The following is an 18,774-nucleotide window of genomic DNA, read 5'->3' as shown; positions in this document are numbered from 1 at the left end:
TTTTTGAATCTGATGCAATATCTTAATATGTTTTTTAGAAGTTAAGCTATAGTCTCGGTAGTTTTATTATATGGATTATTATTAGGTTCTGTATCCAATTTACTATTAGTTTTATCTTTTGAACTTTTATCTAATTTATTAGTATTATTATCTATGTCTTTTGTTTCTTCATTTAACTTATTGTCATCTTTATCGTTGATTTGTTTAAGAGCTAGTTCTGTTTTAGCTTGAATGCGTTCAGCACTTTTATTTATGTCTCCAATCCTTTTAGAAATAGTCATGTTTATATTGGCTATGCTTGCGCCTATTTGCGATAAACGATTGTTATCGTAGCTGTTTTCGATATTATTTGGTTGTATATATTCAGCTTCTACTTTTTGCCTGTTTTTACTATCCTTTAGTAAATGTATAGTTTTTTGTGAGCCACTAATCTTAATAAGTTCACCTAAGCTAGCAGAAATTATTACGTCGCCTTTGGTTTTATTATCATCTTTGTTAGACGTTTCTTCTTTAGCTTTTTTCTTTGAAATTTCATCTTGTTTCTTTTGAAGTTCTTCTTGCTTTTCTTGAATCTTTAGCTGTTGAATCTGAGAATCAACATCTTTTATTTTTTGATTTAATTCATCCATTTTAGCTTTTTTCTCTTTTGCATCCATTTCTTTAGCCATCAATGCTTGTTTTTCTTCTTTAAGTTCTTGTTTTTGCTTTAGAAGATTTTGCATCAAACCGCTTTCTTTTTTATCTTGTTTATTAGCAATACTAGAATTACCATTAACAACATTTTTATTTTTGTCATTGGTTGAATTAATATTAAGATTTCTGAATAAGTTGGCTCGATTTGAATTTATAGTTATACTGCTCATTGTTAATTCTTCCTCCTTCAATTATTTTATCGGAATTATATGGGAAAAGATAAGGGCATAACATATAAAACAGTTAATAATATTAATTAAAATTTATAGGAAAGGTTATGAAAGATAGTATCTCTTTAAAATTAGGGTTGACTATATCCTAAGGTAATGGATTAGAATAATGTTATGGAGGGAAATGAATTGAAAATTGGTGAATTTGCTAAAAAATCAGGAGTAACAGTGAAAACATTACTTCATTATGACAAAATTGGATTACTTAAGCCTAGTGAAAAAACTGATTCTGGATATAGAATTTACTGTGAAGAAGACTTATTAAAGCTTCAGCAGATTACAACCTTAAAATTCATTGGGTTGTCGCTAAATGAAATAAGTCATATATTACATGAAAGTGGAGAAAACCTAGAGAATATGATAAGCATTCAAAAGAAAGCTTTGGAAGAAAAGAAGAAACATATTGAGGCCGTAATTGATGTTTTTAATAAAGCACAAAATACAGCAAAGAAAAATGGTTTTCTAGATGCGAGTAATCTGATTGATATCATAAAAGTAACTAATATGGAAAGTAGGGTTAGGGAACAATATAAAACAGATAAGAACTTAAATATTAGAAGTAATCTTCATAGCTATAATGTAAATAAAATAGATTTTGACAAATGGTGTTTTAATCAGATAAGTTTCTCACCAAACGCAAATGTATTGGAACTTGGATGTGGAACAGGAAAGCTTTGGTTTAAGAATAAAGATTATATAGAGAATACTTTAAATATTACAATATCTGATTTTTCTAGAAGTATGATTAGAATCGCAAGAAATAGATTAAAAGATGTATATCATGATTTTCAGTATGAAGAAATTAATGCTGAAGAAATACCTTATAATGATGAAACTTTTGATATAATCATCGCTCAACATATGATTTACTTTGTTCCAGATATAGAAAAGGCTTTAGCTGAGATACAAAGAGTACTAAAGCCTAATGGTGTATTTTATGTGACAGCTAATTCTTGTAATTCTATGAAGGAATTAAATAGACTTTCAGAAAGTTTTGCGCCTAATTCTGGGTTAGATAACAATGGTTATTCAGAAAGATTTGACCTAGAACACGGCAGAGGAATGCTCGAAAAATATTTTCATAAAGTAGATGTTGAAATTTTAGATGGTAAAATAATAGTAGATAAGGCTGAACCAGTAGTGTCCTATAAAGCTTCAACTATTCAAGGAAGTTCAATACTTGTTGGTGAAAAGAAAAAAGAATTTACGAAATATTTAGAAGAATATATTAAAAAGAATGGAGATATATCAATAACAACTAAAATATGTATGTTTAAAGCAATGAAATAAGAATATTTAGATTTTAAAGTAGAGAATGTATTAGAAAAGAATTAATGGATAATATATTAATTTTATTCAATTATGAGATTGACAGAAAGAATAGCACAATATATAATGAATACGATAAATGGAATGGCGTTTTATATATGGAACAGTGGGGTGAGTTTTTTGAACACTGCAATTCTAAGAGGAATAGAAATTTTAAGGTTTGTTGGGCAAAGTGATGAACCTGTAACAATTGCTGAAATAAGTAAATATCTTAATATACCTAAGACCAGTGTATTTAATATAGTTAATGCATTGGTAAGTGAAAAGTTTCTATCAATAGAAAACATGAAACTGAAGAGTTATGAATTAGGGGTAGGAGTCTTTGAACTTGGAAGCTTATATTTAAATAAGATGGAATTAACTAAGATATCTAGTACTTTTTTGGAAAAGTTGTCTAATGATATTGGAGAAACAGTATTTTTAGCAGTAGTAAATGATAATGAACTTGTATATTTAGATAAGCATGAGTCAAAAGGTACTTTAAGAACAACTGGTAATTTGGGATCTAGAACATCAATGTATTCAACAAGTTTAGGTAAGGCTATTTTAGCAACTTATAATAGTGTGCAATTAAATAATTACTTTGAACAGATTACATTTATTCCTAAAACTAAAAGTACAATAACTAATAAAGAATGCTTAATGGAAAATTTAGATTTAATTAGAGAAAGAGGATACTCTATTTCTGATGAGGAAAATGAGGAAGGACTATTTTGTATAGCTGTGCCTATATATAATAGGATGGGTCAAGCAATAGCAGCAGTATCCATTTCTACGTTAAAGATGAAAATTAATGATGAGCGTATTGGAGTGTGTGCAGAACTTATAACTAAAGTTGCACTGGATATTTCAAAAAAATTAGGATATAAAAAAGAAAGTTTATTTTAATTTTTGAGATGATTTTAGCAATCATCTCAAAAAAATAATCAATATATAGAATGGTGTTTCAAATATGAAACACAAGGAGGCTTTATGTTTAAAGGAATTTATACACCAATAGTGACTATTTTCAATGAAGAAGGGAAGATTGATAAGAAAAGTTTAGAGATTTTGATTGAGAAATTAATAAAAGACGAAGTAAATGGAATTGTCATATTAGGATCAATTGGAGAATTTTTTAATTTTTCTTCTTTAGAAGAAAAAAAAGATTATATTAAGTTTGTATCTAAAGTTATAAATGGAAGAACAAAATTAATAGTTGGGACTGGAGATAACAATATAGAAGAAGTTATTGAATTAAATAAATGTGCAAGTGATGTAAAAGCAGATGCTGCTTTAATTATAACTCCATATTTTTTTGGTTTAGATGAAAATTATATATACGAATATTACTCAATAATAGCTAAGAATACAGAATTACCTATTATAATTTATAATTTTCCTGCTAGGACATCTGTAAACGTATCATATGAATTAGTGTTAAGATTAGCAAATGAATTTAATAATATTGTTGGAATTAAAGATACTACAGATTCTATTAGCAATATTAGAAGGTTCGTCCAAAAAGTTAAGAAAGTTCGTAAAGATTTCTGCGTAATTTCTGGATTTGATGAATACTTAATACCTAATTTATTATCTGGAGGAGACGGCATTATAGGCGGATTAACCAATGTAAATGCGAAATTATTTATAGATACGTATAAAGCCGTTTTAGATAAAGACTTTGAAAAATTATTTATACTCCAAGATAAAATAAATAGATTGACTGAATTATATGATTTGACAAATCCATTTATAGTGGGACTAAAAGAAGCAGTTAATATATCTTTAAAGTTAGATATGAATACATCTATCAGAAATTATAATATTAAAATAAATGATGATATAAAAAAGAAAATACAAGAAATTATTGAGAAATAAATAGATGATTATGTCTAGATTATACTAAATATTTAAAGTAATTAATTTTTGAAAGGAGATTTCTAATGTTAGAGAATTCTATAATACCCAAAAGTATTCCAGAGCGTAAGCTTTGGTCACAATTTGATTCACTTCAAATGGGAATGGATTGGGATGAGGAAGACATAAAAAAACCTCAAATACTTATTGATGATGTATTTGGGGATAGCCATCCAGGAAGTTCTCATCTTATGGGATTAACACATCAAGTAAGTATTGGTGTGTATGAAAAAGGAGGGCGTCCAGGACAATTTCACGTTACTGATGTTTGTGATGGATGTGCTCAAGGGCACAATGGAATGAATTTTGTATTAGCTTCAAGGGAGGTTATTGCAGATATGGTGGAAATCCATGGATCATTTGTTTCATGGGATGGAATGGTTTTAATTTCTTCATGCGATAAATCGATTCCAGCTCACCTAAAAGCAGCCGCACGTATGGATATGCCAGCTATATTTGTTCCTGGTGGAAGTATGAGACCCGCACCATATATGTCTACATCTATTAAAGCTGGAGATATTTCATTAAGAGAAAAGAAAAAAGATGCTATAACAGCTCAAGAAGTTCGTGATTTTAAGTTGACTGGCTGTCCGTCTGTAGGAGCCTGCCAATTTCTTGGCACTGCAAGCACTATGCAGTGTATGGCTGAAGCATTGGGTTTAGCTTTATCAGGAAGTGCACTTGCACCAGCAACAATGCGAGATATAACAGCTATGGCTAGAAAAGCTGGTAAGCAAATTATGAATTTAGTTAAAGCTAATATTACTACAAAGGATATACTTACGCCAGAAGCATTTTATAATGCAATTGTTGTCCATGCAGCTATAGGTGGATCAACTAATGCAATGCTGCACCTTCCAGCTATAGCTCATGAACTGGACATAGAATTAAAGCCAGAACTATTCGATGAGATCAATCATAAGATCCCACATATAGGAAACATATATCCTAGTGGAGAGTATCCAACTGAAGCCTTTTGGTTTGCTGGTGGTATTCCTATGGTGCAGTGGTTGTTAAAGGATTATTTAAATTTAGATGTACTAACAGTAACAGGTAAGACCCTAAGAGAAAATCTTGAGGATATAAAAAATGATGGTTTCTTTGACAGAATAGAAGGGTATCTTCATAATTATGGATTGAATCGTGAGCAGTTAATAAAACCAGTTGAGACAACAAAGGAAATGGGATCTATTGCAGTTTTGAAAGGTAATTTAGCTCCAGAGGGTGCAGTTATAAAATATGCAGCAGTATCAGAAAATATGATGTATCATGTGGGAGCTGCAAGAGTATTCGATTGTGAAGAAGATTGTCATAATGCTGTAATTGAAGACAAGATTAATCCAGGAGAAGTCTTGATTATACGATATGAAGGGCCAAGGGGATCTGGAATGCCAGAGATGCTTATGACAACAGAGGCTATAGTATGTGATAGCAGATTAAATGGATCAACAGTTTTATTAACGGATGGGCGCTTTTCAGGAGCTACAAGAGGACCATGTGTTGGACATATATCTCCTGAAGCAGCAACAGGAGGGCCAATTGCGTTAGTAAAAGATGGAGATTTAATTGAGCTTGATATAAAGGGACGAAAGTTAAATATTGTTGGAGTCAAGGGAAAATTATATGAATTGGAAGAGATAGATAAAATATTAGAAGAACGAAAAGCAAATTGGAGTATTCCTAAAACAGAACCAAGAAGAGGGATATTTGGACGTTATACAAGGGGAGCTGTATCAGCAATGAAGGGCGCTTATTTAGAGTAATTATACAATAATAAGTATTTTGTAAACGATTATTGATGAAAGATTGATTTAGCATAAAAGATCTGAATTTTATAGGGGAAAGTTAAAAATCAAAGTCTATTTACAGGTAGGAACACTTATGACAAATGGAATTATATCAGAAGTTTATTAATTTTTATGATTTAGATAAAAAATATAAATAAATATTTAATTAGTTAAAGGAGAGAAGTTAATAATGAAAATTAAAAATCCAATATTAAGAGGATTTAATCCAGACCCAAGTATTTGCAGGGTAGGTGAGGACTATTATATTGCAGTATCCACTTTTGAATGGTTCCCTGGAGTACAAATTTATCATTCTAAAGATTTAATTAATTGGAATTTAGTTGCTCACCCTCTAAATAGAATCTCACAACTTGATATGAAAGGAAATGCTGATTCGGGTGGTATATGGGCTCCTTGTTTAAGCTATAGTGACAATAAATTTTGGCTAATCTATACAGATGTAAAAGTTACAAAAGGAATTTGGAAAGATTGCTACAATTATTTGGTTACTTGTGAAACTATTGATGGAGATTGGAGTGAACCAGTTAAGTTAAACGGTTCAGGTTTTGATCCTTCTTTATTCCATGATAAAAATGGGAAAAAGTATTTATTGAATATGCTGTTTGATAATAGGGTATACAATCATAGATTTGCAGGTATTGTAATGCAAGAATATTCTCCAGAAGGAGAAAAATTAATTGGAGAATCTAAACTAATTTTTAAGGGTACAGATCTTAAATTAACAGAAGGGCCTCACTTATATCAGATTGGTGATTATTACTATCTTTTAACGGCTGAAGGTGGAACTAAATATGAGCATGCTGCAACAATAGCGCGTTCTAAAAATATAGAAGGACCTTATGAAGTACATCCGGATAATCCTATTCTTACCGCGTGGGACAAGCCTAGAAATGAATTACAAAAATGTGGGCATGCATCTATTGTACACACTCATACTGATGAATGGTATTTAGTTCATTTAACCGGAAGGCCACTTCCATCAGATGAAGTTCCTGGCACTGAAGTGAGAGGATATGATAAAGAAACAGGAAAACCACTTCCACATACAGCGCCAAGAGGGTATTGTCCACTTGGAAGAGAAACAGCTATCCAAAAGCTTGAGTGGATTGATGGATGGCCATATGTAGTAGGTGGAAAAGAAGGTTCAATAGAAATTGATGCTCCTAATATGAAAGAAGTAAAATGGGAACCTAGCTTTAAGGAATTAGATCATTTTGACGATGATAAATTGAACATTAATTTTCAATCACTACGTATTCCATTGACTGAAGATATAATGTCCTTAACAGAAAAGCCAGGAAATATGAGATTATACGGAAAAGAATCATTAATATCTAAATTTACACAGGCTTTAGTTGCTAGAAGGTGGCAATCTTTTAACTTTGATGCGGCAACAAGTGTGTCATTCAATCCAGATGCTTTTCAGCAATCGGCTGGGCTTGTATGTTATTACAATACAGAAAATTGGACAACAATTGATGTAACTTGGAATGAAGAAAAAGGAAGAGTAATTGATATTATTTCTTGCGATAACTTTGAATTTTCACAACCGCTAGCTCAAAATATGATTCCAGTGCCAGAAAGTGTTGAATATGTACACTTTAAAGTAGAAGTTAGAGTTGAAGAATATAAGTTCTTTTATTCATTTGATGGGGTGGAATGGAAGGAGATACCTATAAGTTTTGAATCTAAAAAATTATCAGATGACTATGTAGGTGGAGGAGCCTGCTTTACAGGAGCATTTGTAGGGATGCACTGTCAGGATGTTAGCGGAAATAATAAATCGGCTGATTTTCATTATTTTATGTATAAAGAGAATCTAATATAGCTTTATTAAAATATGAATCACTTACTAAACAGATAAAGGTAAACGATTTGTTTTGTGTTTTTATCAAAATGAGTTATAAATATATGATTTTCAAAATATTGCACTAGTCAAAGGTTGCGGAATTCCGCAACCGACTATATAAATACTAAATTATAAGGAGGATAGCTATTTAGAGAATACAAAATTTTATAAAAGTGTATGAACAAAAATCTTATAAATTAAAAATGGAGGATGGATTTTAAATGAATATCAGTCAAGTAACATCTAAGATTTCTGAAAAAATTACTATGAAAGAAAAGGTGGGTTATGCCACAGGAGATTTAGCTTGTAACTTTATTTATCAAACAGTAAGTAGTTATTTACTATTCTTCTATACAGACGTTTTTGGAATTTCCGCTGCAGCAGCTGGATTCATGTTTCTGATAGTAAGACTGTTTGATGCTGTAATGGATCCACTAATTGGGACAGTAGTGGATAAAACGAATACAAAATACGGAAGGTTTCGTCCATATATCTTATATGGTGCTTTTCCCTTTGCAGGAGTAGCTATCCTTTGTTTTACCACTCCAGCATTTTCAGATCCTATAAAATTAGTATATGCTTATGTTACTTATATACTATTATCAGTAACTTATTCAGTAGTTAACATTCCTTATGCAGCACTTACTTCAGCGATCACTCAAGATAACAAGGAAGTTGTTAGCTTGACATCTATTAGAATGTTATTTTCAAATACCGGGGGATTAATTGTTTCTTTTGGTGTACCTCTTTTAGCTGGAATATTTACAAATATGACTGGAAAAACAAGCACAGGATGGCAAATTACCATGTCAATAATGGGGATTTTAGGTGCACTTCTACTAATATATTGCTTCTTGAATACTCAAGAGCGTGTCCGAATTGATCATTCCGAAGATGCAAAAATTAATGTTAAAGATATTTTTATTCAATTAAAGTCAAATCGTCCACTAGTTATCATATGTCTTTTTTTCATTCTTAATTTTGGCGTTAACTCAATCGTTAATTCTGTTGGAATTTATTACGTTACTTATAATGTTGCAAGGCCAGATTTAGTAAAATGGTATGGTCTAATGGGAACTCTCCCAGCATTAATACTTATGCCGTTAATGCCATCAATGTATAAATGGATGGGAAAGAAAAAATTACTATTTACTGCTTTATCTTTAAAAGCAATTGGGTTAATAGCTTTATTTGTTATTCCTGCAACAATGGTTCCACTTGTATTTGCAGGACGACTAATCGCAGCATTAGGAACTATTACTGCAGGTGCCTTCACATGGGCGCTAATTCCTGAAACTATTGATTATGGACAATATAAGACAGGCAAACGTGCAAGTGGTGTTATTTACGCGTTAGTTGGATTTTTCTTTAAGTTTGGTATGGCAATTGGAGGAATTGTTCCAGGATTAATTTTAGCGAAATTCGGTTACGTTGCAAATCATGCTCAAACTGCTACAGCATTACATGGTATTTTAATCACAATGACTGCAATTCCAGTAATATTTGTAATCATTGAACTTGTTGCAATATTCTTCTATAACTTAGATGAAAAAGAACATAAAAGAGTATTGAGTGAATTAAATACAAGAGTATAATTTATGAAAATTTATTCTATATATAAGACTAGGAGTTGAGGGAAAATATTTGTGTAAAAGTAATTGTTATGTTTTAAAGATTCATAGATGTGTTTGGATAAGCACATGAAATGTTGTCAGCCTATATAAAATAATAGAAATGTCCAATTATTAGTAAAAGGGAAAACTCGCTATAGATATCAAATTTATAGCGAGGTTTTTCATGTTATAAAAAATTATAGAATCATTTAAATTTCATATTTTTTCATATATGTCTTGAATTTGGTACATAAGTTGATATAATAGTAAATGAAATTCATTATCAATTAAATAGTAAAAAGAAAAAATAATGCAATTAATACTCATACCATCATTAATTTCGGTGATTAATTAGCCAGAAAGATAAATCAATCATGATTATCAAAAGGAAAAATGTATTTTATTATTCGGGGGGAAACAGTTATGTACCAAAGATTACATGAACTTATATCAGGAGATCCAATAAATAAGAAAATAAAAAAATCATTCTTAATAATCAATATGTTTACAATAATAAGCATGATTATAATAGTAAGTATTTTATATATGTTTTCTTATAAAACTAATTTGTCATATAGGAAATCATATGCACTTTCAGATAATATATCAAACATGAGAATTAGTCTACAAAAAATAGATAAAAATCTTTATAAAGCAATAGCTGAGGAAGATGTGGAGAAAGAGCAAAAATATTTAGAATTAGTAAATGAAGAAGTTGAAGAATTTGATAGTAATTCTAAAATTTTAAAAGAAACACTACCTGATCATGAACTAATTGATGAGATTAATTCATCTGTAGAATTAGCCGCAAAAAGTAGAAGTAATATAGTGGAATTGATAAATAAGAAAGAGAAGATATCAGCCTTAGCAGTAATGGAAAATACATATTCTTATCAAATAGATGGCATAGCAGATAAAGTTATAGAAGTATATAAACAGTCTCAAAAACAAACATCTAATTTTTTACATAAGGTAGATATAATTAACAATATAATATTAGGATTTATAATAATCATAATGATCAGTACATTAATAATAACGTCAACAATAAGCGGTGTGTTGACAGATATATTTATTAAAGGAATTAATAATATAAAAGAAATATCTGAAGAATTATTATATGGAAATCTCAAAGTTGAAAGTAGCTATGAATCTACAGATGAAATGGGGGAGATGGCAAGTAATCTGATTAGCGCTATAGAGATGATAGACTCATATGTAGATGATATTACAACAATATTAGAAAAAATATCAGTTGGAAATTTGGATATAGAGTTAGAGAAAAATGTGCAATATAAATGCGATTTTATTCCTATACAAGAGTCGCTTGAGAGTATTATAAACACATTAAATAGTGATTTCTATGGTATATGCAGGGCGGTAGAGTTAACATCAAATAGATCAGAACAAATATCACTAATTACTAAAGAACTATCAGATGGAGCTACAAATCAAGCAAGTATAATAGAACAACTTTTAGACAATTTTAATGAAATATTAACTAAAGTTACTATAAACGCCCAAAATGCAGAGGAAGCTAATAAAGTATCGGAAAGTACCAAGAATATTGTATCTGAAGGAAATCACAAAATGGAAGAGTTAATGAAATCTATAGAGGAGATTGCTGAATCTTCCGATCAGATTTCAAAGATTACAAGTTCTATAGAAAATATAGCATCACAAACAAACCTTTTGGCGCTGAATGCAGCTATTGAGGCTGCGAGAGCTGGAGAAACTGGAAAAGGATTTGCGGTGGTAGCTAATGAAGTTAAGAGCTTAGCCGAGCAGTGCTCAAATGCAGTTAAAAATACTAATATGTTAATAGGAAATTCTTTATTTGCAGTTAAAAAAGGTGAAGGTTTAGCAAAAGAGGCCTCGAATTCATTACAAAATATAGTGGTTAATGTAGATAATAGTGCTAAATTGGTCAACGAAATATCACTAGCATCACAAGATCAAACAAATGAGATAATGAAAATGACAACGAGAGTTAACCAAATCTCTGAAGTTATACAGATTAACACAGCTAAGGCACAAGAAACTGCGGCATCAACTGAAGAATTATCACTTCAAGCCCAAAATATAGCTGAAAAGATGTCTAAATATGATTTAAAATCAAAGTGAAAGAATAGAGATCATGAAAAAATATATAAGCAATAAAAAATTAGAGAAAATAAAAGCAAATACTATTAAGTAAAAGATAATTTAATATTATAGAAATATATAGTAAGAGAAAAAAAATAAAGAACAAAAACTGATTTTGACCTTCTTTGACCTTTTGGTTATAATTTACTTGTAAAAACAAATAATAAATATCTTAAGGAGGTCTTAGTATGTTTGGATTGATACCTTTTAGAACTAACGGAATAGATAAGAAGGGAGGCTCAATTGAAGATTTTTTCAATGGATTTTTCAATGATGATTTCTTTTCGCCAATGAGTTTGGGTTTTGGAAATAACCAAAAATTTAATGCTGATATAAGAGAAACTCAAAATGAATATTTAGTTAGTGCAGAATTACCAGGTGTTAAGAAAGAAGATATAAATCTTGAATATAGAGACAATACTTTGATTATTTCTGCTCTTAGAAATGAAGAAATAAATGAAGAAAAAGATAATTATATTAGAAGAGAAAGAACTTATGGAAAAATATCAAGGGCTTTTCATGTTGAGAATGTTGATAGATCGAGAATTTCTGCAAAATTTCAAAATGGGGAATTACAAATTATATTACCTAAATTAAACGAAGCTATAAGAGATGATAGTAGAATTTTAATTCAATAGTTTATAGATTAAACAAAATATATCATATGGAATTTGATGTATCAAATATTAGTAAAATGAAATGAATAGAGAAGTTATTTAAGAGATAGTTGGATCATACAATTATTGTGGGTTCTCGACTATCTCTTTAATTATTTCTGTTGGATATAGCATTTAATCTATAGCATATTTGAAATTATATATGGTATAAATTAATCAGTATCTAATCTGGAGCAAAAAAACAATAATATATAGTGTACACGATAAAATATGCAATTTTAAATTAGTAATTAACAAGTTTAGATTTATGGTATAATTATTTAGAATTTAATACAATAGTTTTCGGGAAGGTAAATACATATATGAAAGAAGCAATACTTACAGTAAAAAAAGAATTTGTTAAGAAATATAAAAATGGATATCCTTTAATTCTTGGAGAAGCTTTTGATAATATAAAAGATTTAAAAGAGGAGGGCCAAATCATAACCCTTATAGATGAAAAAAAGGCTTTCTTAGGAAAGGGGTATTATGGAAAACAAAATAAAGGCTGTGGCTGGATTTTAAGTAATAGTAAAAATAGTAATTTGGATTATAAATTTTTCTATGATAAGATTAGAAATGCATTTTCCAAAAGAATGAAGTTTTATCATTCAAAAGACACGACTGCATTTAGAGTATTTAATGGTGAAGGTGACGGAATAGGAGGTCTTACGATTGATTATTTCGATGAATATTATCTCATCACTTGGTATAGCAGAGGTATATATACATTTAAAGACAATATAATTAAAGCTATAAAAAGCTTAGTTTCTTTTGACGGCATATATGAAAAAAAGAGATTTGAAGAAAATGGCATGGTTGTAGATGAAGATAGCTATGTTTGCGGAAGAAAAGCACCTGAACCTCTTATAGTTAAAGAAAATAAAGTTAATTTCTCAATTTATTTAAATGATGGTGCCATGGTTGGGGTATTTTTGGACCAAAAGGAAGTAAGAAAGTCTATCAAAGATAAATACTCCAATAATAAAAGAGTTTTAAATACTTTTTCATATACAGGAGCATTTTCAATGGCAGCTGCAAAAGGTGGTGCTATTACTACAAGTGTTGATTTAGCAAGCCGAAGTCTAGAAAAAACAACTGAAAACTTTACTATAAATAATATTGATTTCACAAAACATGAAATAATTGTTGAAGACATTTTCCTATATTTTAAACGCGCAAAAAAGGAAGAATTAAAATTTGATGTGGTTATTCTTGATCCGCCAAGCTTTGCGACATCAAAAGATAATAGATTCAGTGCAGCAAAAGACTATAAAGGATTGGTTAAATCAGCTATAGATATAACAGAAGATGAAGGAGTAATTGTAGCTTCAACAAACTGTGCTACTTTTAATATGGGCAAATTTAAGAAGTTTATAGATGAAGCTTTTAAAGAATCACATAGAAATTATGAAATTCTAGAAGAACATACTCTTCCAGAAGATTTTGCAGTTACAGATAAATTTCCTGAGGGAAATTATTTAAAAGTTGTGATTGTAAAAATGTACTAAAGAAAGTAACAAAAAAATTAGCAAATAAAATGAGGAAAAAGATAATTATACAAAAATGAAATGAGTTGAGAAGTTAGTTAAGAGATAGTTAGAGAAGCGTAAAATTATTATGCGTTCTCGACTGTCTCTTTAATTATTTATATTAAATATAGAATTAAATGTATAGCATATTTGAAATTATATAATAGTATAAATTAATCAGTATTTAAATTATAGAAAGGAATTCTATATGAATCTAATAAATAGTCTTTATGTTAAATATTTATCAAGGTTCGATGATATACCATATAGGATTAAGTTTCAAAATAATAAAGAATTTATTATAGGGAAGGGTACACCTCAATTCGAAATAAATATTAAGGGGGAAATAAGTAAAAAAGACTTAATTAGAAGTACGTTCCTTGCGATTGGTGAAGCTTATATTAAAGGGAATATAGAGATAAAAGGAGATTTATTTGAAGTTATAAATATATTTATTAGTCAGATTGATAAAATTTCATCAGGTAGTAAGCAAGTAAAAAACACGATTCTTCAATCCAATTCTTCAAAAAAACAAAAAGGTGAGATTCAAGAGCACTATGATATAGGAAATAATTTCTATAGCTTATGGCTTGATGATACTATGACATATTCATGTGGATATTTTAAATCAAATAATGATAGTTTGCATGACGCGCAAATTAATAAAATTAATCATATACTAGCAAAGTTAAACATAAAAGAAGGCATGAGCGTCTTGGATGTAGGATGTGGGTGGGGATCTTTACTTATTGAAGCGGCAGAAAAATATAGTGTTCATGGTATTGGAATTACATTAAGCCAAGAGCAATATAAAAAATTTAATGAAAGAATAAAAGAAAGAAAGCTTGAAAAATTACTAGAAGTTAGACTTATGGATTACCGAAATTTAGCTGAAAGTGGATTATCATTTGATAGAGTTGTAAGTGTTGGTATGATTGAGCATATAGGAAGAGAGAATTATGAACTATTTATAAAAAATATTGATTCTGTCTTAAAACCAAAAGGTCTATGTTTATTGGATTATATTAATTCGTTAAAAGAATATTCTGTAGATCCATGGATTAAAAAGTATATTCTTAAAGAAGCAGTTATTCCAAGTTTTAGAGAAATTATAGACATTTGTAGTAATTATAATTTCCATACTATCGATGTTGAAAATTTTAGAAGGCATTATGTTAAGACTTTACTATATTGGAGAGCGAATTTTAATAACAATCTAAGTGAAGTTTCTAAAATGTTTGATGAAGAATTTATAAGAATGTGGGAACTTTATCTTTGTTCATGTGCGGCAATGTTTAATAATGGAATAATAGATATTCATCAATTACTAATTTCTAAAGGAATAAATGATGATCTTCCTATGACAAGAGAATATATGTATAATAAATAAAAATTATATATTATACATATAGGTAATTATTAGGTGGTAATACGAGATAACAATATAATTTATTAAGAAGCGTAAGAACGACTAGATATAATTTAAAATTATGAACGAGAAAATACAATCAATGGAACAGTGTTTTATTTAATGTTAAAATAAGTATGCAACTAATAGCATATATGTTGAAATAGTAAACTTATATTTAAAATTATAGTAGGCTAAGGCCAAGAGTTCAATTAAGATAGAAATGCTGAAACTTAATAATAACATATATATTTATAATAACTAAAGTTAAAAAGGAATGATTAAAGTGATACTAATGATAGATAATTATGATTCGTTTGTATATAATCTGGTCAGATATTTTGAAGAAATTGGGGAAATTGTAGATGTAGTTAGAAATGATAAAATTAATATGGAGAGCATAAGAAAGAATAAATATTATGGTATAGTTATTTCACCAGGACCTAAAAATCCCAAGCAAGCAGGCTTGTGCCTAGATATTATTGATAAATTTAAAAATGAAACTCCAATATTGGGTATATGTCTTGGACATCAGTGTATAGGACATTATTTTGGCGGAGAAATAATTAAAGGTGACAGGCCTATGCATGGTAAAATAAGTGAAGTAATACATAATAATAGTGGGATATTCTATAATGTTAAGAATCCATTAAAGGTAACAAGATATCATTCCCTAATTATTGATAAGAAGAAACTCCCAGAAGAATTAGTGGTTACGGCAGAAACGTCAGATGGGGTAATTATGGGGATTAGACATAATGAACTACCTATATATGGAGTTCAATTCCATCCAGAAGCAGAACTTACGGAAGAAGGCCATAAAATCTTAGGGAATTTTATTTTAGAGTGCAAGAGGTTTAGAAATGATAGATTTTAAGATTAAAGAGTTAAATACATATTATGATCCTTTTTATACATATGATCTTTTTAATGATAGTAAAGATTCTATATTTTTAGATAGTTCGAAAGAAGACAAATTGTTATCAAAGTATTCCTTTATTGGATTGAATCCATATAAAAAATTTATCTCTAGAGGGAGAAAAGTAACTATTGATAATGAAGAATATAACGATGTAGATCCATTTGAAAAATTAGACGAAATTATTGGGAATTATAAAATCAGTATTAATAGCAACATTCCTTTTGTGAGCGGTGCTATTGGTTATTTTTCTTATGATATAGGAAGAGTGTTAGAGCGTCTGCCAGATGAATCAAAGGAAGATTTTAGTATACCTGATAGTATTTTTATTTTCTTTGACAATCTAATAATCTTTGATTTACAAAATAAAAAAACTTATATAACTTCAGTTGGGCAACTTGAAGAATCTAAAAATAGCATACTAAATATAGAAAAGTGCCTAAAGAATTATATTGAGGGGCTTCCAGTAAATTTAGAAAAAACAAATAATGAATTCTTTTCAAATTTTGATAAAGAAGAGTATAAAAAAGCTATAGCATCTCTTAAAGAATATATAAGAAGTGGAGATGTATATATAGCTAATATGACTAGAAGAATATGGTGTAATAATAATGAAAAGCCATATGAAATATATAGAAAATTGAGAAATACAAATAAAGCACCATTTTCAGCATATATGAATTTTGAAGATTTTCAAATAATAAGTTCTTCACCTGAAAGATTTTTATCAATTATAGATGGTAAGGTTCAAACAAGACCTATTAAAGGAACTAGACCTAGAGGAAAAGATTATGAGGAAGATGAGAGAAATAGAAATGAGTTAATGGCTTCGGAAAAAGATAAATCAGAGCTTTTAATGATTGTCGATTTAGAAAGGAATGATCTGAGTAAAGTTTGTAAACCTAAATCAGTAAAAGTTACAGAGCTTTTTAAATTAGAGGAGTATGAGACTGTATTTCATCTTGTGGCAACAATAGAAGGAAGATTAAGAGAAAATGTGTCTTCAGTAAAGTGCATAAGGGAGTGTTTTCCTGGGGGATCAATTACAGGTGCGCCTAAAATACGAGCAATGGAAATAATAGAAGAGCTTGAGAAGCTGAAAAGAAATATCTATACAGGCTCTATAGGGTACTTTGATTTAAGAGGAAATAGCGATTTTAACATAGTTATTAGAACTATTATAAAAAAAGGGGATAAAGCTTACTTAGGAGTTGGCGGAGGAATAACATGGGAATCTATTGAAGAAGAGGAGTGGTTAGAGACAATAGACAAAGCTAAAGCGTTGATGGAGGTATTATAGTGAGAAGGATAGTTCATGATTATGATAAAGTAATGCTTGACGATGGAGTATTTTTTGGAAGAGGAATATTTGAAACAATTCTTTGTAAGGAGAAACCTATATATTTAGAAGAGCATTTACAGAGATTAAAAAAAGATATGATGGAATTAAATTTACAGCCATTAGTGGAAGAAAAATTTTTAAGAGATCATTTAAATAAGTTGGAGATAAAAAACAAAGTATTAAAAATAACTGTTACACCTTTAAACATTATAATAACCGAAAGAGAAATTGCATATAAAGATGACGATTATAAAAAAGGAATGTCGTTAACAATTTCAAAGGTAAGACGTAACAGTACTTCACGATTATCCTCTATCAAATCTACATGCTATATAGAAAACATAATTGAAAAAGAAAATGCTAAGAAATTAGGCTACGATGATGTGATATTTTTAAATGAAAAAGGCAATGTTACAGAAACGAGCTGTGCCAATATATTTATGATAAAAAATAATGAAATTTTTACTCCAAATGGTGAAGATGGATTATTAAAAGGTATAATAAGAGATAAGATTATGAAAAAATTTAAGGTAACCGAAAAAAGTATCACTATAGATGATCTAACACATTCGGAAGAGGTAATTATAACAAATAGCATAATGGGGGCAATGTCTATAAAACAGATTAATGAAACTAAATATAATAGTGAAAAGTTTAGACATATATTTAATGAAAATTTGAGGAGTTAGAATAATACTTATAATTAAAATAAAGCATAAATTTAGCTTTATAAAAATTTTGATATATTGCAATTCACAATCACGGCTAAAATTCTTGCAACATTTTTAGAATTATGATGAAAAATTATTTTTGCAATATATATTTATAAAAAACTTGAAAGAATACTTAGATATTTCTTTCAAGTTTTTTATTTGGCAAATTAATATAAGTGATTCTTAATTAATAATAAGTCTGACAAGTTAAAATATATAATGGAGAGTTTTTAGCAATAAAACATATTATTGTGTAGAAGATGGAAATAAAATTGTGAAATTTTTATTATTCAGTAAGTATTTGCTTAGATAAGTATGCTTAATTATGATAAGATATATTTAGGCATAATCAAAAAAACAATAAGTTCATCTGTCAAGTCTATTTCACATTATAGAGGAAACTCGACTCGCTACGCTCATTGAGCAAGCGATTCGCACCAAATCATTTTTATAGGAGATTAACTCATAAATGAGTTAACTAAGTTCAAGAAACCAAATCATAGATTTGGACTTTTACTTATCTGCTTATCAGCAGATTGCACTAATAGACTTGCTATGAGTCCATTTTTTGCCTAATTAAAAATAATCATGGCATTTTGGATTTGTTATTTTATTTCATATGCCTTATCAGAACTATG

General features: G+C 29.1%; 14 protein-coding genes. 13 read left to right on the top strand and 1 reads right to left on the bottom strand.

Going from position 1 to position 18,774, the window contains the following annotated elements:
• Positions 1-41: 41 nt before the first annotated feature.
• Positions 42-863, bottom strand: coding sequence for a FlxA-like family protein (locus PZA12_RS20215; RefSeq protein WP_078114643.1), 822 nt, complete (start codon positions 861-863; stop codon positions 42-44).
• Positions 864-1,052: 189 nt separating this feature from the next.
• On the opposite strand from PZA12_RS20215, the gene PZA12_RS20210 reads away from it, so the two are divergent.
• The 13 genes from PZA12_RS20210 (at position 1,053) to PZA12_RS20150 (ending at position 18,112) form a co-directional block, all read left to right on the top strand.
• A complete protein-coding gene (locus tag PZA12_RS20210; protein WP_171983599.1) occupies positions 1,053-2,213 on the top strand; it encodes a MerR family transcriptional regulator in 1,161 nt (386 codons plus the stop codon).
• 159 nt (positions 2,214-2,372) lie between these two features.
• Entirely contained in the window at positions 2,373-3,140 is a 768-nt protein-coding gene (locus tag PZA12_RS20205) for an IclR family transcriptional regulator (protein ID WP_078114645.1), read from the top strand.
• An 84-nt stretch (positions 3,141-3,224) separates the two neighbouring features.
• The gene (locus tag PZA12_RS20200) at positions 3,225-4,112 is read left to right on the top strand and encodes a dihydrodipicolinate synthase family protein (protein WP_078114646.1); all 888 of its coding nucleotides are present in this window, start codon (positions 3,225-3,227) and stop codon (positions 4,110-4,112) included.
• Between the two features lie 65 nt (positions 4,113-4,177).
• Entirely contained in the window at positions 4,178-5,914 is a 1,737-nt protein-coding gene (gene ilvD / locus PZA12_RS20195; RefSeq protein ID WP_078114647.1) for a dihydroxy-acid dehydratase, read from the top strand.
• A 211-nt stretch (positions 5,915-6,125) separates the two neighbouring features.
• On the top strand, positions 6,126-7,787 hold the full coding sequence (locus PZA12_RS20190) for a glycoside hydrolase family 43 protein (RefSeq protein WP_078114648.1): 1,662 nt from the start codon (positions 6,126-6,128) through the stop codon (positions 7,785-7,787).
• Positions 7,788-8,029: 242 nt separating this feature from the next.
• On the top strand, positions 8,030-9,403 hold the full coding sequence (locus PZA12_RS20185) for an MFS transporter (RefSeq protein WP_078114649.1): 1,374 nt from the start codon (positions 8,030-8,032) through the stop codon (positions 9,401-9,403).
• A 441-nt stretch (positions 9,404-9,844) separates the two neighbouring features.
• The gene (locus PZA12_RS20180; protein ID WP_078114650.1) at positions 9,845-11,545 is read left to right on the top strand and encodes a methyl-accepting chemotaxis protein; all 1,701 of its coding nucleotides are present in this window, start codon (positions 9,845-9,847) and stop codon (positions 11,543-11,545) included.
• A gap of 209 nt (positions 11,546-11,754) precedes the next feature.
• On the top strand, positions 11,755-12,204 hold the full coding sequence (locus PZA12_RS20175; protein WP_078114651.1) for an Hsp20/alpha crystallin family protein: 450 nt from the start codon (positions 11,755-11,757) through the stop codon (positions 12,202-12,204).
• A gap of 341 nt (positions 12,205-12,545) precedes the next feature.
• On the top strand, positions 12,546-13,733 hold the full coding sequence (locus PZA12_RS20170; protein ID WP_078114652.1) for a class I SAM-dependent rRNA methyltransferase: 1,188 nt from the start codon (positions 12,546-12,548) through the stop codon (positions 13,731-13,733).
• Between the two features lie 229 nt (positions 13,734-13,962).
• A complete protein-coding gene (locus tag PZA12_RS20165; protein WP_078114653.1) occupies positions 13,963-15,144 on the top strand; it encodes an SAM-dependent methyltransferase in 1,182 nt (393 codons plus the stop codon).
• 304 nt (positions 15,145-15,448) lie between these two features.
• A complete protein-coding gene (locus tag PZA12_RS20160) occupies positions 15,449-16,039 on the top strand; it encodes an anthranilate synthase component II (RefSeq protein ID WP_078114654.1) in 591 nt (196 codons plus the stop codon).
• A complete protein-coding gene (gene pabB, locus PZA12_RS20155) occupies positions 16,026-17,381 on the top strand; it encodes an aminodeoxychorismate synthase component I (protein WP_078114655.1) in 1,356 nt (451 codons plus the stop codon). The genes PZA12_RS20160 and pabB overlap by 14 nt, the downstream gene beginning before the upstream one ends.
• On the top strand, positions 17,381-18,112 hold the full coding sequence (locus PZA12_RS20150; protein WP_078114656.1) for an aminotransferase class IV: 732 nt from the start codon (positions 17,381-17,383) through the stop codon (positions 18,110-18,112). The genes pabB and PZA12_RS20150 overlap by 1 nt, the downstream gene beginning before the upstream one ends.
• The last annotated feature ends 662 nt before the right edge of the window (positions 18,113-18,774 follow it).

Source organism: Clostridium beijerinckii (assembly GCF_036699995.1).
GTDB classification, from domain to species: Bacteria; Bacillota; Clostridia; order Clostridiales; family Clostridiaceae; genus Clostridium; species Clostridium helianthi.
The sequence above is the reverse complement of the archived record's forward strand: the minus strand, read 5'-3'. Positions and strand labels throughout refer to the sequence as shown.